The following is a 22,712-nucleotide window of genomic DNA, read 5'->3' as shown; positions in this document are numbered from 1 at the left end:
CGTTGCTCACATACTATTTTGGCTCATAAGATCCAGGCACAGTGCGAAAAGGAATAGCCAGCCGGTTCCACCCGTTAATCGCGATTATAGCCATAGTTAAATCCACTCTTTCTTTTTCACTGAAATACTCAGATAAATTTGCGTAAAGTTCGTCCGACACATCGTTATTCGAAATTACTGTCAGAGCTTCCGTCCAGGCAAGGGCGGCGCGCTCCCGATCAGTATAAAAAGGCGTTTCTCTCCAGGCGCTCAGCCCATAGAGACGCTGTTCTGTTTCACCTGCTTTGCGGGCGTCTTTGGTGTGCATATCAATGCAATAAGCACAACCATTGAGTTGGGACGCCCTGGTTTTCACCAATTCGTACAATGAAGATTCCAACCCGGAATTTTTGGCATATTTTTCCAGCTCCAGCATTGCTCTTAATGCCCCGGGGGCCACTTCGTTATAATTTAATCTCGCTTTCATTTATTTCCTTATAATGATTCCAGTAAAAATTTCTCCGCCTTTTCATCGTTCGCTAACTCATATACTGAAGTTGACTCCAGCACTTTTCTGAGCTGCTCTCTTATTCCCGCCATTTTATGGTGCATTGCACAGGGTTTCATTGCGTTACATTTATCAAGACCCAATACACAAGATTTATACAAATTGTCTCCGTCGATAACTCTGACAATATCTGCTACCCTCACTTTTTTCAAAGCATCGGCCCTCATTTCAAATCCACCAGAAGGCCCTGTGTACGATTCCACTATGGCATTACGTGCCAGTTCGCCCAATATTTTTCCGGTAAACGCTTTGGGTACACCTGCGTTTTTAACGATATCTCCGACCTTTACTCTTGAGCCGTCGACAGACGCTCTTGCAATAAATAAGACTGATTTTATGCCGTATTTGCAGGTTTTCGAAAACATCTGTTCTTCAATTCACGCTCCAAGGTAAGGGAAAATTTATATTTCAGACAAAATTGTCGTAAATTATTTTGAGAGTTTTTTTCTTGACTTAGAGGGTTATTCCGAATTTGTGTGATACCCCAGATGGAAAAGTTCTTTGAAAAATTCGGGCATAAATTCCGTTAGGCAATTAAATCATGACGCACTTGTAGATACCTGAATATGTTGGTTCTTCGTCTTTTTTGGTGATTATCCGTAATCGAGTATGATTTTTTTTCGTAATACCTTAAATCCTGCGCGTCCATCGGAGCGCCGTTGGGTCCTTCAATCTGTGCCCAAGCATGGATGCTGCAGCACTAACTGCTATAAAAACAGGGATCGATTCATCACTGCAAGTCGTTCATTTTTTGATGTAGGTGTTCCGCAAGGTATCGTAGCCCTTTTTTTGATTTGCCGTCGGCGGCACGCAGGGTCCATCGCTGCCGGTATTGCAGGGTCCCTCCGGGTGGCAATTCAGTATAGGCTCCGTGAGTTTCCAGTTCCAAATAGCTTCCGTTCGGTGCCCTGTAAATCTCCACAGCTCCCTGGCCTGGCGGAACACTTGCCCCCGCCACTTCCGGAAAAGATTTGAGAAACAACACCCCTTTATAATAATAAGCCGACCATCCGCACTGTGCCGCAGCAAATAATTTTTGTCCCTTTTTGCTGGCATGCGCAGGTGGAAAAAAGGAAAGCAGTCCATCTTCAACCGTATATCCTTCTAAGTCTGTTGCCGCTGCCACGCCTGCTGTGGCAATTGGGAAAAAGCTGAAGCCGTCAAAAACCCGGGTGACCTCCCACGCAGCTAGTTTTTTTGTTTGTGCCGCTTCGTTGCGGATAGTGTAGCAAAGTGCAATAGAGGTATCGGCCGGCACCGCCGTGAACTCTTTAATTACCTGAATCCCATTTACCGGATCTACGCGCCCCGTGAGCCGGATCTTTCCCGGCCGACACTGCGCTTCATAAGGCAGCCGGTCAACCTCCGGATATTGTGGCCAGTACTCCGACTGCGGCGAGATCCACAAAGTACTTCCGTAATAAATCGGGTGGACGGAATCCGGCACCAGCATTTCCTGCCCCTTCAATCTAAAAGAGACGATCTTGCCACCTTCCCTGGGAGCAACGGTAAAGGAAAGATCCCCAACCGACAAAGTGCACAATACAGGGGCACTGCATGCCACCGGCGGTGGAAGCGGCACTGTATGCAGGACTCTGCCTGCGTCCGGCACATAGCATAAGCCCGCCAGCACCAGCCACCTGAAAAATCCACTCATAGTCTATTATTTTTCTACTCCAAATTCCACTTCATTAGCCCAGTGCTCCTTCCAGTCCGGGTGAAAAGCCCTTGCATTGATCTTAGACACACTGCGGCCACGCGCAAGCTCCATACAGGCGCCGGCTGCACCATCATCATTTATCCGTACCGAAAATTTCAAAGGTTCCCCTCGATCCAGTGCTTTTTTTACTTCGGGGATCTCACTCCAGGGAATAGCACATTCTGTATAAAGGGTATTGCCCTTACGAAGAGTTATCAGCTTTCCGCCTTTTACGGCCCCGTCATAGGGCGAGCGCGGCTGCCTTGGATAAAAGTGTTTTCGTGGCATGCCGGGCACAAGCATGCGCCAGATCTCAAAACCGCCGCCATATTCCGGTGCCACAGTATTAAGCGCATACTCATAATCAGTGCATTTATAGCCGATGTAGCGGGGCATGGTACCCGGTGCCGCGGCTTCCATCCCATCCTGCCCGATGGGGAGCGGGTTAAAAGCGATCAAAATATTATCGGTTTTTTCACCAGTTACCCCGTCCGGCAACGTGCCCGTTTTGCGATATGAGAATTTTCGTACGCCCTTTGGCCATATCATCGGGATCAAATCATCTTTTGACACGATGCTGAGCCGGGTGCCCCCAGGTAGCGAAGTATCGGCGCCCGCCAAAAAATACCCGATGCTTCCGTAATGCCCGATCCAGTTACCTTCGGTGTCAAAATCTTTACCGGCAAGAATCGCAGCAGCCCCCGTTTCTGCGGTTCGGTTGGTGCCTGTATCAAAAAAAATGCCCGCAAGTTTCGAGGTGTTGCGCCACACATCCCAGGAATATGCCCCGCATTGGATACGCAGTTTTCCACTCAGTTCAAAATTCAGATAGGTGCCGTTCCAAAGATTTTCCACCCGGGTGGTAACCAACTCCCGACCCGTTTCGCGGTCGTAAACCGTAACGGCGATGCTGCGCTGGCTCAGGCCGGGAAAATAAAGTGCAGTGCGTGTAAGGCGGTCTGCCGGCAGATCCAGGTCAATACCTATTGACTTTGTTGTGGCTGTATTCTCATAATAATTCAACACCCGCCCGTTCCCGGAGGGTAGCTTTAGTGCCGACTGATCCGATGCACTAACAGGCTGCCGAATCAGCACTGCCTGCATAGCTTCAATAGATTGCATATAAGCAGTATCCGGATAAAAATACTGGTCATCATCACGGGTTTCGAAACGCAGGGTGCCCCTGTTGGGTGTTTTATCGGCAACTTTTGCTGCAAAATAGAAATAATCAGTATCATAAGCCTGGTATGTCTGCGCAAGCCCGTCTGCATGTTGGTCAAACTCCAGGTAAGGATGCCACGCGGCTTCTGTTACCGATAGGCTGGCTTTTGCGCTTCCTTTGATCGTTTGAGGAATTACCCCTTGCCAGTCGGACAAATCACCGTCTACCGTGATCCGTCTTTTTGCAATGAAGTTTACATGCATGTCCTCCTGGTACCAGGTAAACCCATCTTTTCCTGCATCAAAATAAACCTCCAGCGGGTAGGTATTATCATGATTAGCATCGCCCTTATTTACTTTAACAGCAACTGTTTTTGTTTCGTGAGGTTTAAAGGACAGCCAATCCGGTTGCTCAAGTTCAAGTCCCTTAATGGTTGCCGCTAAACGACCCTTTACCGGGCGATTAAGAATGTTGGTAAGCTGCAATTGCAGCGCCGGCTTTGACTCGATAGGGGCGGTAAAATCACGGACAATGATCTCCAGTGGCTCATAGCCGCTGATCTTTGCCGACTCGATGTTGGCCACCAGGCGGTCAAAAGCGCCTTTTTCCCCATTTACCCGGAGGTAGTATCCCTGGTAATTCAGCGGTATTTCATAAGCCTCATTGGCTGGTGCAATGATGTTGCCATAAAAATCAAACAGCCGGAAAGCAGGATCTGCCTTAATGATCAACTTGCCATCTGTAATGGGATTCCAGTTGTCAAGAGCCGTTTCCAGCTCGTTACGTTCCGCCGCGTCGGTAGTAGCTTTGAAGCGCTGGTACAATTCATATCTTTTTTTTGCTTCTGTAAGGCTACGCACATTGCGGAATAACACATTGGCTGCACCAAAGGCCTCGCCCAGGTCTCCTGTTATTACAATCGTTCCATCTTCCTTATCCTGCCTGTAGCCATCAAAAACCATTACCCAGGGAAGCCCTGCCGTAAATAGTAGCCGGTTAAATGCGCGCTCGCCAATAAAGCCCTGTACCGCTCCCATGGCAGCGGCCGTTGACCACGTATTGTGCAGTTTGGATACGGTTTCTGTTCCGTTTTTTGTGCGGATAGTCATGCTCTGCGCCGACCGATTGGGATCACCCGAGTACATATATCCGCCATAGATGCCCATAGAACGGTCATAGCCGGCAGAGCGGTTGGCTGCCACCACCAGTCCGATGCGGTCGTCTGTATTGCCCACCCAGCTTTCCGTATCCCAGATCTTGACTCTCCCTTTATAGTCTTTTCGCCGGTTCCAGGAGGGATAGAGCACGGGCGATTCCATTCCCTGGTAGTGAATAGAAAGAAAATCAAAAATGGGGAGCATACTGTTGGTTCCGTCAGAAAAGAATTTATCCCACGCATTGGAATTGGAATCTCCGCCACCTACCAGCACATCCCGATTTTGCTTTCGGGCTTCCAACACGGCTTCGGACATCTTTGTGTAGATCTCGCGATACCTCAGCATATCCGCCTGCCACCCGGAGATAGAGCTTCCCTCCCAGGGCTCGTTCCACAAACATACCGCAGTAAGGGGACCCTTTGGCCAGCCAAACTCCATGCATAGTTGTTTTACATATTTTTTAAAATCTTCATCCATGTCAGGCATCCAGGATAGATCCTGTTTCGTGCGGAGGAACTGCGCCTTCTCATCCAGGTGGGGGCGTGGGGTGCCCAGGGGCATGGACTGTGCCGCTTTCCCTTCCCCAAACATCAGCATGACGGTGATATTGTTGTCCATAAAGTTTTTCATCAGTCGTCTTAACTCCTGCATATAGACCTGGTAATCCGGGTTGGTAGTTGCGATATATGGTATCCCATAGCGAATGGCTTGTGCGCCTATGCGGCGTAAGAAATCTACACCCAGGTAGTCCAGCGACTGCCGGGGATATTGCATCTTAACAGGGGAAGGTTTCATACTCAGTACAAAGCTGGTGCCTAAACGGCTGCCGAAAGTGCCCAAGTCAAATACAACGGCATAACCACCATATTTCTTAATATCATCAATCCGCAACTCAGTATTAGTATACCCGTTGGGTGCAATATCGATAGACACCGGCACGGTCTTTTCATAATCTAGCTTTACCATTTTGGGCAACCAAATATCATTGGGTATTCCCCTTGTCCCATAACGGATCACTTTTATTTTTCCCTGAATGCGGATGGGCTCACTGGTCCGGTTAACCAGTTGGAAGGTCAGCCGGATAGGGTCTCCCGGCCAAAAGACATTGGCTGGAGCTGATGATCCGATTAGTGCTACATCATATTGATAGCTCCGTAATCCATTCTTCACGCCCAGTACTTGTTCGTATCCTACCCAGTCCTGGGGTTCCTTCATTTGGGCCGCTCCATTAAAGGCTATTAACCCTAGCAGCAGGACCCCGGCAAGTTCTTTAATGCTCATGTTATTGTGTATTGATTTCAAAGTCATTTTTTATCCGGAACACATCTGCCGGCTTTTTGAGTGCTTTCACCATCAGCCTGTTAATGGACAAATGGAGGTAGGTAGGGTCTGCTGTCTGCCGGATCTTACCGGTCCTGCCTTTACCGCCGGGAGGTAATACCGACAGGCTAAAACCGATCACGGCTTCCTCCATTGCGGAAAGGTCGAAAGTCTTGGGAGCGCCTGAGTAGAGTACATAATCGGCCCACTTCCGGTTTCCCGTACCTCCGGTTTCCCAATGCCCGCTTAAACCCGTCCAGTGGCAGTAGGGCAGCCGGATCAGTAATTGCAGCGCCCCGTCCCGGAACAAAACCTGGTCTGTGTCAAGTATTGAAAAAGCAGCATTGGTGATGGCGCCCTCTGTTTCAAAGCGGAGCCGCAGATCGTCAGCGCGGATCCTGCGATCCCGGATGCGGTCGATACCTGGATGCCGGTCTCCACCATCAAAGGCTACATTAATGATGGATAATACTGTTGAGGAGTCCTGGGCGTTCTTGATATGCGCAGCAGCAAGATCGTATCGATCATGTAAGAAGCGGACCTGAAGGCTGGCAGGTTTATCCGGTGTGCCCCAGTGTACTATTAGGGGCCGGCTCTGGTTCCACAAATATCCGGTATTGACTGAGGCAAGCGCGTATTGCGGATGCGAATACAATTTACCAGTAATATCCTTTGCCGCAATAACCCGGCCCAGGTAGGTCCCTTCTTTGTGGGCCTGCAGCCGGCCTACGGAGAAAGTATCGATTACTTCCCGTGGCAAAGCGGCATGTAAGAATTGCTGTACGGTCTCTTCCGACATCTTATGGGGCGCCAGCACTCGCGGCACATGCACTCCATTGCCCGGAAAATCTATTTTGCCACCCGAAGCGTTATAAAACAATTGTTTCAGCTCCAGGGTCATCAAATTTGCATATGCCCTCAGGTAAGGACCGGCCCATTGCCCGGATGGCCTGTGAAAGTGCCGGGCAATCAGGCGCCAGCAATCTTCGTACAATTCCTCCACCATTTGTTTGTCTGTCGGCCTTAAAATGGCCTGCTTCATGCGTAGCAATTCATCGAGCGCCACGACGCTGTAGGTAGGACTGTTATACTCAGTAAAACCTTTGTTAGCTTTTGTATAACGATAAAAGTAGGCCAGTTTGTTACGTGCGTATTGTTTAACATCTGGCAATTCATACAAATTTCCTACCATATAACAAACATAAGTCCCCATAATACAGATATTGGTATAATCCGCCTTTACATCACGTTTTTTTATTGCGCCTGATGCGAGAATGAGTGCCTCCTTGATCTGTTGTTTCAGTTCCTGGTTAAGGTAGGCCGCCCCATTTATGACTACATCAATCAGGGCAACCGACATAAAATCGGCCCAGTTGTAATCAACAGGCGCCTTGCGGCCTTGTAGCGGATCTTCCGGATAATAGGGCCATACACCCGCATATGGTTGGCTGGTATCCTTTTCCTGCAACGGCAGGATGGCGCTTACTATGTCAACGCATCGCCGGATAAGTACAGGATCGGCTGTATGCATCAGGGCAGCAGCATATTGAGCAGAAGCCCGGGTATCATGTACAGCTACACCGCTGTCTAGATCGCTGTGGTAGTGTTTTTCCTTTGTAATGGTCCGGATCATTTTTTTATCCGGATCGTACTGTTTTTCTTCGCCGGCCAGTTGCTTTTTTAATTGTGCTATTTGCTCGGCTGCTAGTTGCAGCGGCTGGGTTTGAATGTCCTGTCCGAAGAGACCGCCGACTGTCAGCAGTAAAACGGCCAGAAAAACTACATTTAATTTCCAGTTCACGTTAATCGTTTAGTTGGTTAAGCATTCGCTGTACTTCAATCCCCGCGAAAATTACGGCAAAAGATCCATGTGTATCATCGTCAAAAAACGGTCGGGTCATATAATAGTTCACATCCTCGGAGCACATAGTACCGATGCAGATCTTATGCACGGTGCCATCATCTTCGATCTCGGAAGCTACGGCATCCCAACCTTTTTCAACAATAGGGGCAAATTCTTTCCGGTTGAGCCATCCCAGCCGTACCCCTCGAGCTATGGCCATGGTAAAAATAGCAGTTCCGGATACCTCCACGGGCGAGTCACGGCGATCGATCACATTATGCCAAAACCCTTCTTTGCTCTGAAATCGGATGAGGGAATTGGCAAAGTCCTGGTACTGCTTCAAGATTGTCTTGTATTTGGGATGATCTGGAGGCAGGGCCAGCAGTACATCCGATATGGCCCATATTGCCCAGCCATTTGCTCTTGACCAATGCGGCAGTTTAACCTGTGGCCGCTGCGAATAGCTGGCATGCATGTATAATCTCGAATCCTCATCCCATACATGCTTGTTAAAATCGAGGACCTGATTTGCTGCATCATCAAAAAGTTGCTGGCGCTGCTCGGGTATATTAGTGTATAAACCGGCCTGCATCAGGAAGGGAATTCCCATGAACATATCATCTACCCAAACTGTGTATTTTTCCGGAGTGGTACGAGTGTAGTTGGTATATCCAGGACTGCGGATCTGTCCGGAACGGGCGTACCGGATCATTTTGTCGACATAGGCCCGGTAAATAGCTTCATTTCTAAAATTCTTTTCCTTGCGCAACCGGTAGATTAGCGGCAAGGAAGGTGCCAGGGTAAAATCCAGCAGACTGGAATTGATGATCATTGCATTTGCTGCATTGTAGGCCCTGAGTTGATTCACCTGATAATCAACAAAAGGCATCCCCTCCATCTGGTAGTCGCAAAAATGGACTGCCCATTTACGGTATTGTGGCTCGCCCGTCAGCTCGGTTAGCTGTTGCATGGCCCATGCTACACCACCGTTATGGTAATTCCACTGGTAAGTTGTGCCCCACGGTTTTGCACCAATAACATCGCCGATCACTTCCGTTTTAGGAATGGTCCAGGTTACTGGTCCGTTCAACCCATTATATAGTATTCCGAAATGAACTCCCTGTTCCGGCCCGTGAACCAAGTCAATACCCGGGGCAAATGGGCCTACCACCAGCCAGTTACTAAGCTCGGCCACCGAGTTATCTACGTGCTCAACAGTGGAGAGACCAATACGAGGATAGGTCCTTTTTCCCAGAACGACCGCATCTTTTTCGCTCGGTGGCTGCAGAAACACACACCAATCATTTCCCGCGGTCTCCGATTTAATGAGAAGCCTGTTATTGCCCCGCTTAAGCGGCAGCTGAAATGCGTTCGACATATTCACGCTGCGCTCATCGAGTTGGATCTGTACGTTACGCCTGCCTTTTCTCTGGTATACCAATTTTCCGTTACTCCATATTTTGCAAGCATCGTTATGCTCTATCTCAACAGTAAGAATGGTGTCTTTATCAACAGTCAAGTGGGTGTAGGCGTAGGCCACCGCGGGTTTGCCTGTTCCGAATGTGCGACGAAAATCCACAAAATGCAGGCCATTGAAAAAGTGGTTCCTGTGAGGAAGTGTCAGCCGGTAGGCAAAGGGCGTCTCCCGGATCAGTTTGTCCCCGATTTGTTTTATCTTAACTACAGGTGGCTCCTTACCTTGCCCTGCCGCGGTTAGCGCCAGTACCACATACAGTAGTAATCCAATACTTTTTTTTATTGTCATCACGTATTCATTTTATTATATTCCTTGCAAGATGGAATAGCACGGCAACCCTGTTTAAGGTCACTTGGGGAACCGGAACAAAGCCACGTCTAAACCGTTAAAAATCTTTTCAAGACAATGTTTTCCTGTCTCCTGCCGTTTATAAGGACCGTCCTGTCCTACATGTGCGTACGGGTCGGAAGCTAGATTGTGGCCGGTAGTACCGGCACTAATGACCGTGCTTAGCGTTACAACCACCACTCCATGTGCAGGTATCATTGCGCGGTATTGATCCTTGTATATTCCTACGTTTTTTTGCCTCCATAGATCGCGTACGGATCGCGCTCCCTGGATTTCAAGCTCCTTCCAGGTTATGGCAACAACCTGAGCGGTATCAGAGCGATTGAATAATCCAACTGCCAGACGGCCGTCACTCAAAGGTTTACTCCAAACTTCCGTTTCCTTGTCTTTGTCGGAGTTTACATGCTTACCCTGGATGCCGGCGACATCCTGGTTTACGGCAATTATTTCGTTATTTATCAAGAGGCTTAAAGTAAACGAGTCGAGCTGCATGAGGTCGCACCCTAGTAACAATGGCGCTGCGAGAAGGCTCCAAAGCGATATATGGGTATATTGTTCGTCGGGGCTTAACCGGGTAGGTTGCAATTGCTTACCCCAACCCAATTTTCCAACTACCAGCATGTCCGGATCGTTCCATCTGCCGGGACCTGCAAAGGGTTGCCACTTGTTTTGCAGAAATCCGATGGTGGTCATGCTGCACCACGAATCATGAATATCACCGGTCGTGCGCCATAAATTGGTCAATCGCGACCAATCTTCCGCTTCTTCAAAAGGCGCAGCATTGGAAATGCTGCATACCATATCCTTTCCTGAATAGCGCAGTAGGTAGGAGAGTTCAGCGGTGTGTGCTATATCATTGGTGACCCAATCGTATTTGACATAGTCGAATCCCCACTCCGCCCATTGCTGCACATCATTTTTTACAAATGAGAAAGCACCATAGCGGCGTGAAGGGTTGATCACTTTTCCCTCACGTGTGTCCGCGCTCCCACCCACAAACCCCGCAAAAGTCTGTACCCAGGGCGACGAATAAATACCAATTTTAAGTCCTTTGCTGTGTACATAATCTACCAAGGCTTTCATATCTGGAAATTTGTCGTTGGGCATGATGGCATTGAACTTTCCGCCGCGCTGTCCCTGCCACCCATCATCTATATTGATATAGGAGTAGCCATACTGAGTGAGTCCCTGCTCCACCAAGGCGTCTGCCATTTTTCGAATCTTCCGGTCGGTCACTTCCGCGCCGAAAACATTCCAGCTGTTCCATCCCATCGGTGGGGTAAGACAAATGCGATCACCGATTTCGATAGTCAGCTCTTTACGATCATTACCGTAGCTGTTGGATGCCATTACTTTTATTTTATAACTGCCATTCCTCAATGCCTCTCCGGACAGGATACCGGTATTGTTGTCGATCGTGATCCCTTCTGGCAATGCGGTGGTGATGATACGCATTGGGCGTTGCCCCGAAACCGGAATGGTAAAAAGGAAGGGGCTTCCTGCCCGGGCTCCATAAACATAGGGAGCATTGATCAGGGGCTTTTTCGATGCTGCAGGAGCTGTGATATATTCCTTTTCACGGGCCCTTTGCACAGCGACCGGCGGCGCATTTCCTATTTCAAAAAAAGCATTGACCCAATCGGCACGGTCACCCGTAATTCCGTCACCCGCATGATCAACTTTTAAAATTAGCAACCGGATCCCTTTTAGCGAAACCGAAAAAGGCCGTGCTTTTTCGCGCCCATGCACGATGCCGCTTCGCCAAAGCACTCTTCCGTCGCCTATCACTAAAAATTCGGCGCTGGCCTGCTGCAACTCAAATTCGGGTGGGGAATCGTCCAGTCCAACTGCGGCATTAAATCGAAGCGCGCTACCATCCAGCCGGATACGGAACACGCTCGCCGCGTGCGTTCCCACACCTCGCTCAAAATGTACACCTGCTATGTACAAGGGCGTTTTCCACATTGACTGATTGGCAAGTGCTTTTCCAGCTGACTGGTCCACGAGGGATAGATCCAGTTCATCCAGCCAGACGATTCGAGGAGCCGGCCGATATCCGCAAAAAAGTTGAACCAGCAACAAGGCTGCGCTTACTCTATAGATCAGAATTTTCCGAGCCCCTCTAATCATTTTAATATCCTTTGTTCTGCACACAGTTGGCATTTCGGTCTAGTTCTGTTTGAATGATCGGCAATGCATATTGATTGTCTGAGAACCAGCTAAGCGCCCCGGCCCTTGTTTTTTCATATACTTTTGCCTCGTTTGCACCCAGTCCCCATCTTCTTACATTAAACCACCATTTTGCTTCTCCAAAGGTTTCTGCCCAGGTTTCATAATAGAGTGCATTTAATGCCAATTGGTCTTTAAAAGTGCCGTCGGCCTTGTTGGGGTTTAGTGTGGCCTTGGTAATCTTTGAGTTGGAGGCGACCTCCGTGTAATCCACTTCTACGGATGCTGCCGCATCCGCGACATTCCAGGCACGCCGGTGTACCCGGTTAATATAATCGAGAGCGTTGGCATCTGCATTATTTCCGCTCAGCTTCCAGTAGCATTCTGCGAGGTTGAGATAAACCTCGGGTAACCGCGTAAAATAAAAATCTGCCCCATGCGTTCGGGGGTTCTGACTGGCTTGCATATCGTAAAGATTGAACTTGCGGAGTGTCCACCCATGTTTGATGATGTCCGCACTCTGGCGCTGATTCAGCTGGTATTCCGTTTCGGTGCCTCCACCATAAGGTAGTATGGCCACCTTTGCGGTATTATTCATCACAGTGTCTACCCAAGGCTGGTAGGCGGCAACCCACAGGCGTGGGTCGGGGTCGATGCTGTAACGCTTCAGCGTCTTCATATTACGGCAGGAGTCCACGTAAGAGGCATCCACGGTGCGGCCCGGTGTGCCCAGGTTCTTCATCACAGGGTAATAGTTTTGTGGAAATCCGAAGCGGCCAAGGTTGCGGTCGTGCAGAAACATATTGCCGTACCCTGGTGTGGCTCCGCCGGGCGTACCGTTATCATAGAAGGGCGTAATGAGAAGACTTACAGAAGAAGCAGTAGAGGGGCCTGCCATAGCATTATCGCCGGAACGGACAATGGTGATTTGGTGCAGCGCTTCTGTATTATGGGTTTCTGTTTGCGAGTACTGCGGATTGCCGTTCCACATATTATAATAATCTTCGAAGCGCATCAGTGATTTTCCGGAATGCTGAACTACATCAAGGAGGGCGTCGCGGGCTTCCTCCCAACGCTCCTGGTACATTAGGGCGCGGCCCAGCAGCGCCTCGGCTGCATAATAATCTATGCGTCCCTGGTTTGCTCCTGTCCATGTTTTCTTTGACCCGTTAGCTGGATCAGAAAGATGGCTCATGGCGTTTTTAAGATCATTGATGATGTAATCCCAGGACTGTTTTACCGTACTACGCGCACGCATTTCATCCTGCCGGTCGCCGATCTTAATGTCTGATGTAAACAGGATGACACCGGGTGCAGTGTTATCCCCGTTTTTTTTAACTACTACTTCCTGTGCATACAGGTTCATCAGAAAAAAATAATGCCAGGCCCGGAGGTAATAGGCTTCTCCCAGTTTGTTCCTCAACGCCATGGTATCGGCGGGACTTAATGATGACCCCTTTTTTTCCTTAAAGCGGGGTACAATTAGATCAATAAAAGTGCGCGCCTGCTGTACGCCACGATACAATCCACGCCAGGGGGCGCCGGAGTAGCTGTTGGCGGCACTTATGCGTAGCAACTGCAATTCGTTCCATTCACTGGTACCAAGCCAGGCCAGGTCGCCGGTATGATCAATATTATAAAAGAATCGGCCCAGCACTAAATAGCCAAATAACTCCACACTATGAGTATTGGCATATGGTGCGTTCAAAAAATAATCTACTTGTGCCATCGTTTCGGGAAATGCCTCCGGGCTTAGCACATTGTAGGGCATAGACTCATCTACAAACCCTTTATTACATCCGCAAAAAATACTTCCAAAGAGGCACATTGCTGCTATAAAAATCTGTTTCATTGCTATCAAAATTTTTATTTATGTAAATAATCAGAATCCGAATTCTATACCGAATGAATGCAAGCGGGATTTTGGATAGAGCTCGGGGGATATAATACCTTGTTGCAGGGCGCTGTTATTGGCTCCGGCAAAACCCACTTCGGGATCTGCATAATTTACTTTGGAGATTACGAAAAGGTTCTGCCCGCTGTAGTAGATCCTTGCGCGGGACATTTTTATGCGCTCCAACCACCGCACAGGCAGGTTATATCCTACCTGCAAGTTCTGCAAACGAAGAAATGATCCCTTTTGAATATGAAAATCCGAGATCCGTTTGTAGTTGCCGTTTGGATCATATTGGAAGGCATTCCCCGCTAAGTAACCCCAGCGAGGCTGATCGGTAAGAGCATTACCATACATGAATGAGCTGTTGAACACCCGGCTTGTAGTATTATAATCGTTATACACACTCTGATAATATCCTACCATCCCGTTATAAACATCGTTTCCGTAAACACCGTAGAAAAAGGAGAGCAGGTCGAAGTTTTTAAACGATAACCCGATGTTGAACCCATAGGTCATTTTGGGCAGGGGGTTGCCGATGATTGTTCGGTCCTGATCGTTAATAACATGGTCCCCGTTGATATCTTTATACCAAATATCCCCGGGCCCGGAGCCGGCTGAATACCAATAGGCCTTTCCTGCGCTTTGTGCTGCTGCATTCAGGTCATCGATGGTTTTCTGATCGGGAATCAGTCCGTTTGTTTTGAATCCGTAGAGCTGCGATATGGGTGCATTGAGCGCTGTTCGAGTAACTGTTCCGGCCCAGTAGCCACCTGCGGTTCCTGCATCAATTGGCAATGTTTCCCCACCAAAGGACAGAATTTTGTTTCGGTTGAATGCGGCATTGGCTCCCAGATCCACGCCAAGTGCTCCAAAATGATCCCGGTAGTTTATAGTAAGCTCCAGCCCCTTGTTCCGCATCTTCCCCAGGTTCATATCGATGGCATAAACATCTGAAGAGCTATGCCCACCGGCCATTCCTGAGCTCAGAGGAAGTCGGCGCTGATACAGCATGTCACGGGTATCCTTTACATAGTAATCGGCTGTAAAAGTTAAACGGTTGTTTAGGATCCCGATATCCAGACCGAGGTTGGAAGTGACTACGGTTTCCCAGCGGATATTTTCATTGGCCACTTTTCCGATGCCCCAGCCGCTTACACTCCCCGTACCAGGCAATTCGTTGAACTGGGTTTTTTCATAGTTGGCCAGGGAAGGGATGTACGCGTAGCTTCCTACCCCGTCATTTCCGAGGCTTCCATAAGTAAGCCGCAGTTTCAGCTCCGACAATCTGGGGAGGAGGTTTTTAATAAACGGCTCAGCGACTAGCCTCCACCCCAGGGCTGCAGACGGAAACACGCCCTTCCTGTACTTTGGTGCAAAGCGGTCACTGATGTCCTGGCGTACGTTTGCCTCAAAAATATATTTATTGTTATATACGTAGTTTACCCGGCCAAAATAGCTTTGCATGCGAGATATGCCATAGTCCATATCGGTAGACCGTCCTGCTCTGTTACCCGGCACATTGCTGATTGCTGAGGACTCGGCAAAACCAACCGGGAAAGCATCTGGAATCGCCGGCACCGAATACGCGGAACCGATGGCATAAATAGAGCCCGCAAGATAATCCGAAGAGGACTTTCGGGCTTCTGTCCCGGCTAGTAGCTTAAAGTCATGATCGCCAATCTTTTTATCATAAGAGGCTACCAGGTTGCCCACGTAGGCCATGGACAGGTTGCTTTGTTTTTTTAGGTTGTCCTGTGACTGGTTAATTTGCCCAGATACGAACCACTTGGGTTCAAACTGGCGGGCCATACTCGTACCCCAACTGCCACCGCCTGTGCTACGCAAGTGCAATCCTTTAACTGGTTCAAAATCAATATATAGGTTTCCCTCTGCTTCCAGTGAATTATAACGCCGGTTGATTGTGTTTACCTGTGCGGCCCAGTTACCTCCGTTGTAGTTGCCCGATACCGGCAGGCCTCCCCAGCCTCCATCGCTTTTAACCGGACGCATCATCGGTGAGGACCGGAATGGCAGCGCATCTGCATTGGCAGCATTGCCCGATATTGCAGGTGGTTGGTCCGAGTAATAATATAAATTGAGGCTTTGCCCAACCTTGAACATTTTTCCAAGCGTGTAATCACTATTCAACCGGATGCTGTATTTTTCTGACCAGGAGTTGGTGACAACACCATCTACACGCCGGTAGCCGGCTGATACATAATAATTTTGCTTCTGGCTGCCTCCGTTCAGCGAGACATTATAATTTTGTTCTTTTCCTCTTCGGTATAAATAATCCACCCAATTCGTATTCACGGACTCGTCCCAGCCGGAGGCTGAAGGAATGATGGCTGCCCAGGCCCTTTTATACGCTGGCGTACCCAACAGTTTCGGCAGAAAGGTGGCCGTTCTATATCCCTGGTTCAGAGAAAAGTCAACATTCATCTTTTCATTGCGTGCGCCTCTTTTTGTGGTTATCAGGATCACACCACCGGCGGCCCTTGATCCGTAAATAGCGGATGAAGAAGCATCCCGCAGTACCTGGATGTCTTCAATATCTTTTGGGTTCATATTAAACCCGGTATTGCCGATTGCAGGCACCCCGTCAATAACGTAGAGTGGTGCCATGCCGCGGATGTTTCCTACGCCGCGGATAATAATGGTCCCGTTAGAGCGGGGATCCCCACTGGAATTGATAACCTGTACACCTGCCGCGCGGCCCTGGATGAGGTTCCCAATTCCTGAAACGGCCATTCTGGAAATATCTTTTGTTTTGATGGAGGACACAGATCCTGTGAGATTGGCTTTTTTTTGCACTCCGTACCCAATCACCACGACATCGTCCAGTTGTTTCGTTTCTGGAAATAGCGTGATTTTTATCATTTCATTGCCCCTACTGGCAGGAACGGTCTTGGTATAATAACCTGTACTGGTGATGGTTAAAGTGGATGTTGTAGTTTGAAGCAAAATCAAAAACTTTCCGTTAGCATCCGTCGTTACGCTGTTTGACGTTCCGGTTTCTGTGACCGTAACTCCTGCTAAGGGCTCATTCTGCTCTGAAGCAACTTGTCCCCTTACTGTTTTGTCCTGAGCCATCAATTGCTGCCCTCCTCCAGAGAGGAGCAGCAGGATAAGGACAATATTAAAGAACTTTTGCATTTTCATATGACTTTATAATTTTAAAATGAAAAAACGCTTTGCAAATCCATCGGTGGTGCTTTCATGAGTTAACAGAAAAAGAGAAAAGAAAACAACGGCAGCAAAAACATAAAGAACACTGTTTGTTTCTTTTTACTCACTTTTATCCTTTATTCTTGTAGCGAAGCTTGTGCTCCTGTTTTATTGAAAGGCGGCGGATGGGTTAATTCCTTTTTTAAAAGGTACCGACGGCCGGAGCTAAATTCGGCAGAGGCAGGGTCAAGCAAAACAGCGTTAAAATTGGCTGTCTCCGGAAGATGGAAGAATCTTATTCTTGTCATAACAACGCTGATAAACTGAGATAATTGTAATGCTCAAAAGTAATGGCAACCGGTCCCGAAATACAATAGAAAAGGACGATAAAGCAAGAGCAAAACACATACAAAGTGTGTACAAAAATTACAGATTAAAGATTATCAACGAGTTATGATATATCTAAAATTGAAGGGTGATTACATTCTAACCAGGTATGGCTGTCGCGCGCATTAGTTAAAATTTGCCTGATACACCAGCGCTCCATTTAGTTTACGCAGTTTTACATATTCCACAGCGCCGCAGCCTTTAAAGCGAAGAATTATTTCATTGGCCATGCCGATTGGTTTTTGATAGGCAATGTTTAGCAATTGAACTCCATCCATATAAAAAGCAGTCCTTTTATTAGCGACTCTAATACTCAGGACATGCCAGACGGAAGCATTAAAGTGCACGCCGCTTAAGTTGTACTCGTCGCCTTTTATAGTTTTTTCGCTGCCGATGAACTTCATGTATGCGTAGCCAGCTTCATTTAATGCAAAGCCATGCATGCCAGTGTCGGATAGCAGGTACATGATTACATCAGAGACCGGAATGGCATTGTCCTCGGCGGCGTTGCGCACACGCGCCTCCAAGATAAAATTATCTCCGTCTGTAAGGTCTTTTTTATAATAAACGTAGCTTACAAACAAATGCCCCGGTCTGGCCTCCGGCAATACTCTATCCAGGGGTAGATTCAGATATCCTTTACCACTATAGGCTTCTTCAATGGGCAGGGTACGGAAGATTCCCTTTCGTTCATTCCGGGTAAATATTGACCAGCCTGGCTTGCGAGCTTCAACATTAATGGTTCTTATGGTTTGCCCTTTATACTTTAGGCGGCAGAATCCATCGCCTTCGTAAATATAAGTGGCATTCACGCGACCGGTAGGTTTTACCAGCTTTTTTTCAGTGGTATCGCCTGTGGATTCCTGGTAAACTAGCACCACATCATCCAGTAACTGATGAGGGATATCATATGACACATTAACCGTAAGTGGATAGGCGCCCTTTGTGTTTACCGCTGTGAATTTTATTTTCGATATCAGGCGATTTATGTACAAGTCTTCTATTTTATATACATATAGTGCATACCCGCCAATGATGAGTAATAGGGTGCCCATTAGATAGAGAGGGAGGCGGGTTGTTTTTTTTGCCTTTATTGGATGTCTTTCTACCGTTTCCACAACCTGAGGGTTAGTTGTCGGCGGTGGACTGTTTTTTATGATTATATCTTCCAATGCAACCGGCTTCTCCGGCGCCTTCTCTTCTTTTTGCGTCTTTTTTAAAACAAAATCCGTATAGCCGGCGTAGCCAAGCAGGCGACATAGTGCGTCCCTTGTTGCTAACTGAGGGTTCTCGGTGCGTTGCTGAAAAAAACGTTTGAGCGTATTGGCATTTACATGGATATCGGTAGCTTCAAAAATCATATGCTCCAAGGTCCTGAACTGATCAAGATCCCAGAATTCCGACGAGCTCCAGGAGTCAAACCGGATATTATATTCTTTTATAATCTCTTTAATGTATCGCTTGTCTTTTGCTTCATCCATATCCTACAAACTTAGTTGCTATTGCACTCCGTTGGTCTGCTTTCTAGGGATCGCGTTTTACGATCATAAAAACAGCATCAAATATAAGGGTAAAACGCAATCTTGTGCAGGGCCGGCAAAGCTTGTCCATCCCTGAACGGTAAACCAGTAAGTTGATCATTCCTTGTTGCGTAAAGGTAGGTTTTCTTCATTTGAAATTTCTTTCGGAATTGTCTAGGTTTCAATTAGAGGCAAGTTTGGTGTAAATTCTAGGGATGCGGTTTTTGGCCGCTTCTGGCGGCATCATCTTCAAAACCCTGGCGGTAAGAAGTGAGTCCGGAGCCAGGCAAATCAACAAGAATAAACTTGAGTTTATCTTTAAAAAAGGAAATCTAATCGTCTCAGGTTCTGCCGGTCGCCGACCAGCCATGGATAAAAACGATTGCTGATCCCTCCAAGGCGCTCGTTACCAAAAAAGGTTTTTCAGTGGTTGATCCTGTACACACAAGTACGCCGGGGCAGTCGCGCGCAGTTGCTTCCTGGGCTGAAGCCCGGTTTTTGAAGGCGACCTGGCAAAGGAAATCAGTGCACTTAAATCCGAACGAGGGAAACCAATCCTGGCGATTGGCGGCGCCGGGTTTATGCAAAGCCTGATCATCGAAATTACATAGGATCATCACCTTCAAAGTTTGTATTTTAGCACCCGACGACGTTGCAAAGTGGACAATGTACCACCGGGGAACCCCTATCTATTTTGAATAACTGTCAATAAAAGAATACACAACTAAACGATGAAAACTAATTTTTTATTTAGTAAAAAGAACCACATGTTCAAAACAAAAACTGCATTATTAATCGCTTGCTTTTGTTTGTCTAACGTGTTTGCTATATCCCAGCCCCTACAATACAAGTCTCCGGGTGGGAACTTAACCTTGGTAATAGAACGCACTAACCGAGTCTCCTTCTCAGTGTCTTTAGCGGGAAACATCGTAATAGAGAAGACTGATATCGGATTGTTCATGAAAGACGCTCCGTTACCGCAAGGTTGGGCGTTGCGCAACGCCAGCGAAAGATTAGTTTATGAGGAAATAAAGCCTCCAATTCCGATGAAGTTTTCGACAGTGAAATCAGATTACAGGGATGTTATGCTAAAATTCAGAAATGGTGTATCTATTGAATTCAGGTTATTTGACGATGGGATAGCTTACAGGTATCTAACCAACCTGAAGGGCGAGCAGGAAGTCATGAACGAGCAACTGGAATTAACCTTCGCAGATGAAGTTCAGTTTCATATGCAGCAACCAGGGTCTTTCAAGACTTCTTACGAGGAGCCATACGTTACGAAAAATATTAATGAATGGCAGACGTCGGGGAAAATGGCTGAGTTGCCCTGGTTGGGCGTAACCGCGAAAGGTGTAAAGGTCCTTATGTCGGAGACCAATTTGCGCGACTACCCCGGAATGTTTTTTATTCCCGCCTCTGCCAATAGCATTAGAGCGACCTTCCCTAAGGTGCCATTGGACTTTGGAGACGATGGTGATCGCAGCGTGAAAATACTTAAAGAAGCTGATTATATTGCTAAGACAAAAGGCACCAGAGAGTATCCATGGCGTTACTTTTTAATATCTCAAGATGAGGGCGCTATGCTGACCAACACCATGAACGCCAGGCTAGCAGGCCCTAGTCAACTCGGGGACCTGTCCTGGATCAAGCCTGGTCAGGTGAGCTGGGAATGGTGGAATGGTGCATCGCCCTACGGGCCGGATGTCAATTTTGAAGCTGGATTCAACCTGGATACCTATAAGTATTTCATTGACTTTGCAGCAAAAAAGGGGATCAAATATATCCTGATGGACGAAGGATGGGCGGCCAATACCCGGGATCCTTTTACGCCGAATCCAAAAGTCGATGTACATCAGTTAGTGGACTACGGCAAACAAAAAGGCGTGGGCATCGTGCTGTGGTTGACCTGGCTGACCGTGGAGAAGAATTTCAATCTCTTTAAGACTTTTAGTGACTGGGGTGTGAAGGGGGTGAAAATTGATTTTATGGACCGTTCAGATCAATGGATGGTGAATTTTTATGAGCGCGTCGCAAAAGAAGCCGCTACGCATCATTTGTTTGTCGATTTTCATGGGGCTTTTAAGCCGTCTGGCTTGGAGTTTCTTTATCCCAATGTTCTTTCTTTTGAAGGTGTGAGGGGCATGGAGCAAATGGGGGGCGCAACGCCCAATAATAGTTTGTATCTCCCGTTTATCCGTAATTCGGTCGGTCCGATGGATTACACGCCCGGCGCTATGATCAGTATGCAACCCGAAGTGTATGTTTCCAGGAGGCCAAATTCTGCGTCAATCGGGACACGTTGTTACCAACTTGCTTTGTATGTTGTATTCGAGAGCGGCATACAAATGCTGGCTGATAATCCTACCCAATATTATAAGAACCCTGAAGCTACTGATTTCATAACGTCGGTGCCCACCACCTGGGATGAAACAAGAGTTTTGTCGGCCAGGTTAGGTGAAGACGTAATTGTTGCGAAACGAAAAGGAGATGAATGGTTTATTGGAGGTATCAGAAATGATGGCGATAAATGGAAAACATTCAAAATCAAACTGGATTTCCTTAACCCCGGTAGCGAGTACAAAATGACTATTTTTGAAGATGGCATTAATGCGCCAACGCAGGCGATGGATTATCGACGGAACGAAAGAATCGTACGTAAGGGTGACGAGTTTGAAGTGAGGCTTGCGCGGAATGGCGGGTTGGCAGCCAGAATAAGGAAATGAGTATCCGTTCTTTTTCACTCGTTAAAACAGAATCGTTATTGTGAATTTAAAGATATTGCATACCGCCGATTGGCATATTGGTCAGCTCTTTCACGAGTACGACCGGACTTTCGAACACAAGCAGTTTTTGGATTGGTTGCTGAAGGCGCTTACCAGTGAGAAGATCGATGTTTTACTGATCAGTGGTGATGTGTTTGATCTGTCGAACCCTTCTGCGGCTTCTGTTAAAATGTTTTATGCTTTTTTAAACCGGGCTGTAAAAGCAACACCGGCGTTGCAGATCGTCGTCACAGCCGGCAATCATGACTCGGCGTCAAGATTAGAGTCGCCCAAGCCGCTCCTGGAATCGTCCAATATTCATATTGTCGGCCTTATTGAAAAAAGCGAAACGGGCGAGATTAATTACGACAAAATTATTATGCCGCTAAAAAGTAAAGACCGAGAGATACGAGCCTGGTGCATTGCCGCTCCGTTCTTAAGAATCGGAGATTATCCGGCAATTTCTAACGCGACTAATACATATACGGAGGGTATCATTGCTTTTTATCGGGGGGCCTATCAATATGCGTTGTCGATGAGACAGCCAGGTCAGGCAATTATCGCGATGGGTCACCTGCACGCGCAGCAGGCAGAAACAGGTGATGAAGATCTGACCGAAAGACCTATTATGGGTGGCGTTGAATCTATCCCCGCATCGGCCTTTGATGAACATATCAGTTATGTTGCGTTGGGACATATTCATAAAGCACAGCGGGTTGGTGGCAAGGAACACATCCGCTACAGCGGCAGCCCCTTACCTATGTCTTTTTCGGAAATCAATTACAAACATCAGGTTATCGTATTTGAAATACAAGAAGACAAGATTGAAAATTTGCAGGCCATTGAAATACCGGTTTCCGTGCCTCTGGTGCGGATTCCATCGGTTCATAGTTCACTCGCTGAGGTTATCGATGCTTTAGAACAATTGGATGATCTTAATTTGAAATCCGACACTGCCCCTTACCTGGAGGTTCGTGTATTATTGGGTGGGCCTGAACCAGGACTTCGTCATAAAATAGAATCTGCGCTCGCGGGTAAAAATGTACGGCTCGCGAGAATAGATCTGCGTTACAAAACACTATCGACAGGACATGAGGAGTCTGCGACCTTTGCACCCGATTTGTTGACTGATCTAAAACCTGAGGATGTACTGCATAAAGTATATCAGAGCAAATACAACAGCGCGCTCCCCGAGGATCTATTGAAGCTATTTCAGCAGACTGTTCGGGAAGTCGATGAAATGGAAGCGTAGT

13 protein-coding genes are annotated in these 22,712 nt (G+C 47.6%); 2 read left to right on the top strand and 11 right to left on the bottom strand.

Features of this window, described 5'->3' with window-relative positions; genetic code table 11:
* Positions 1 to 13: 13 nt before the first annotated feature.
* The 11 genes from AC3WS5_RS01900 to AC3WS5_RS01850 all read right to left on the bottom strand — a co-directional run bounded on the left by AC3WS5_RS01900 (position 14) and on the right by AC3WS5_RS01850 (position 19,320).
* On the bottom strand, positions 14 to 466 hold the full coding sequence (locus AC3WS5_RS01900; protein WP_492465501.1) for a carboxymuconolactone decarboxylase family protein: 453 nt from the start codon (positions 464 to 466) through the stop codon (positions 14 to 16).
* Between the two features lie 8 nt (positions 467 to 474).
* Entirely contained in the window at positions 475 to 912 is a 438-nt protein-coding gene (locus AC3WS5_RS01895) for an RrF2 family transcriptional regulator (RefSeq protein WP_492465500.1), read from the bottom strand.
* Between the two features lie 365 nt (positions 913 to 1,277).
* Entirely contained in the window at positions 1,278 to 2,204 is a 927-nt protein-coding gene (locus AC3WS5_RS01890) for a DUF4380 domain-containing protein (RefSeq protein ID WP_492465499.1), read from the bottom strand.
* A 6-nt stretch (positions 2,205 to 2,210) separates the two neighbouring features.
* The gene (locus AC3WS5_RS01885) at positions 2,211 to 5,873 is read right to left on the bottom strand and encodes a DOMON domain-containing protein (protein WP_492465498.1); all 3,663 of its coding nucleotides are present in this window, start codon (positions 5,871 to 5,873) and stop codon (positions 2,211 to 2,213) included.
* A complete protein-coding gene (locus AC3WS5_RS01880) occupies positions 5,848 to 7,686 on the bottom strand; it encodes a DUF8769 domain-containing protein (RefSeq protein ID WP_492465497.1) in 1,839 nt (612 codons plus the stop codon). Before AC3WS5_RS01880 ends, AC3WS5_RS01885 begins: the two co-directional genes overlap by 26 nt.
* Before the next feature lies 1 nt (position 7,687).
* Complete coding sequence (locus AC3WS5_RS01875) at positions 7,688 to 9,493, bottom strand: glycoside hydrolase family 88/105 protein (RefSeq protein WP_492465496.1); 1,806 nt, start codon at positions 9,491 to 9,493, stop codon at positions 7,688 to 7,690.
* A gap of 60 nt (positions 9,494 to 9,553) precedes the next feature.
* Positions 9,554 to 11,683: an NPCBM/NEW2 domain-containing protein gene (locus AC3WS5_RS01870; RefSeq protein WP_492465495.1), complete on the bottom strand. Its 2,130-nt coding sequence runs from the start codon at positions 11,681 to 11,683 to the stop codon at positions 9,554 to 9,556.
* A 1-nt stretch (position 11,684) separates the two neighbouring features.
* A complete protein-coding gene (locus tag AC3WS5_RS01865; RefSeq protein WP_492465494.1) occupies positions 11,685 to 13,574 on the bottom strand; it encodes a RagB/SusD family nutrient uptake outer membrane protein in 1,890 nt (629 codons plus the stop codon).
* A 30-nt stretch (positions 13,575 to 13,604) separates the two neighbouring features.
* Positions 13,605 to 16,781 carry a SusC/RagA family TonB-linked outer membrane protein gene (locus AC3WS5_RS01860; RefSeq protein WP_492465493.1) on the bottom strand — a complete coding sequence of 1,059 codons (3,177 nt, stop codon included), beginning with the start codon at positions 16,779 to 16,781 and terminating at the stop codon, positions 13,605 to 13,607.
* Between the two features lie 518 nt (positions 16,782 to 17,299).
* The gene (locus tag AC3WS5_RS01855) at positions 17,300 to 18,655 is read right to left on the bottom strand and encodes a hypothetical protein (protein ID WP_492465492.1); all 1,356 of its coding nucleotides are present in this window, start codon (positions 18,653 to 18,655) and stop codon (positions 17,300 to 17,302) included.
* 380 nt (positions 18,656 to 19,035) lie between these two features.
* Complete coding sequence (locus AC3WS5_RS01850) at positions 19,036 to 19,320, bottom strand: hypothetical protein (protein WP_492465491.1); 285 nt, start codon at positions 19,318 to 19,320, stop codon at positions 19,036 to 19,038.
* 105 nt (positions 19,321 to 19,425) lie between these two features.
* Between AC3WS5_RS01850 and AC3WS5_RS01845 the strand changes: the two genes are divergently transcribed.
* Together AC3WS5_RS01845 and AC3WS5_RS01840 are read left to right on the top strand one after the other, a co-directional pair.
* Entirely contained in the window at positions 19,426 to 21,420 is a 1,995-nt protein-coding gene (locus AC3WS5_RS01845; RefSeq protein WP_492465490.1) for a glycoside hydrolase family 97 protein, read from the top strand.
* Positions 21,421 to 21,460: 40 nt separating this feature from the next.
* Positions 21,461 to 22,711: an exonuclease SbcCD subunit D gene (locus AC3WS5_RS01840; protein ID WP_492465489.1), complete on the top strand. Its 1,251-nt coding sequence runs from the start codon at positions 21,461 to 21,463 to the stop codon at positions 22,709 to 22,711.
* Position 22,712 lies beyond the last annotated feature (1 nt).

Source organism: Niabella sp. CPT15-335-S11 (genome assembly GCF_058792415.1).
This window is presented reverse-complemented; position numbering and strand designations above follow the sequence as displayed.

What these genes read in the sequence shown, in the direction of transcription:
- AC3WS5_RS01900 (WP_492465501.1), bottom strand. Translation starts at nt 466, where the DNA reads ATGAAAGCGAGATTAAATTATAACGAAGTGGCCCCCGGGGCATTAAGA.
- AC3WS5_RS01895 (WP_492465500.1), bottom strand. Translation starts at nt 912, where the DNA reads ATGTTTTCGAAAACCTGCAAATACGGCATAAAATCAGTCTTATTTATT.
- AC3WS5_RS01890 (WP_492465499.1), bottom strand. Translation starts at nt 2,204, where the DNA reads ATGAGTGGATTTTTCAGGTGGCTGGTGCTGGCGGGCTTATGCTATGTG.
- AC3WS5_RS01885 (WP_492465498.1), bottom strand. Translation starts at nt 5,873, where the DNA reads ATGACTTTGAAATCAATACACAATAACATGAGCATTAAAGAACTTGCC.
- AC3WS5_RS01875 (WP_492465496.1), bottom strand. Translation starts at nt 9,493, where the DNA reads ATGACAATAAAAAAAAGTATTGGATTACTACTGTATGTGGTACTGGCG.
- AC3WS5_RS01870 (WP_492465495.1), bottom strand. Translation starts at nt 11,683, where the DNA reads ATGATTAGAGGGGCTCGGAAAATTCTGATCTATAGAGTAAGCGCAGCC.
- AC3WS5_RS01865 (WP_492465494.1), bottom strand. Translation starts at nt 13,574, where the DNA reads ATGAAACAGATTTTTATAGCAGCAATGTGCCTCTTTGGAAGTATTTTT.
- AC3WS5_RS01860 (WP_492465493.1), bottom strand. Translation starts at nt 16,781, where the DNA reads ATGAAAATGCAAAAGTTCTTTAATATTGTCCTTATCCTGCTGCTCCTC.
- AC3WS5_RS01855 (WP_492465492.1), bottom strand. Translation starts at nt 18,655, where the DNA reads ATGGATGAAGCAAAAGACAAGCGATACATTAAAGAGATTATAAAAGAA.
- AC3WS5_RS01845 (WP_492465490.1), top strand. Translation starts at nt 19,426, where the DNA reads ATGAAAACTAATTTTTTATTTAGTAAAAAGAACCACATGTTCAAAACA.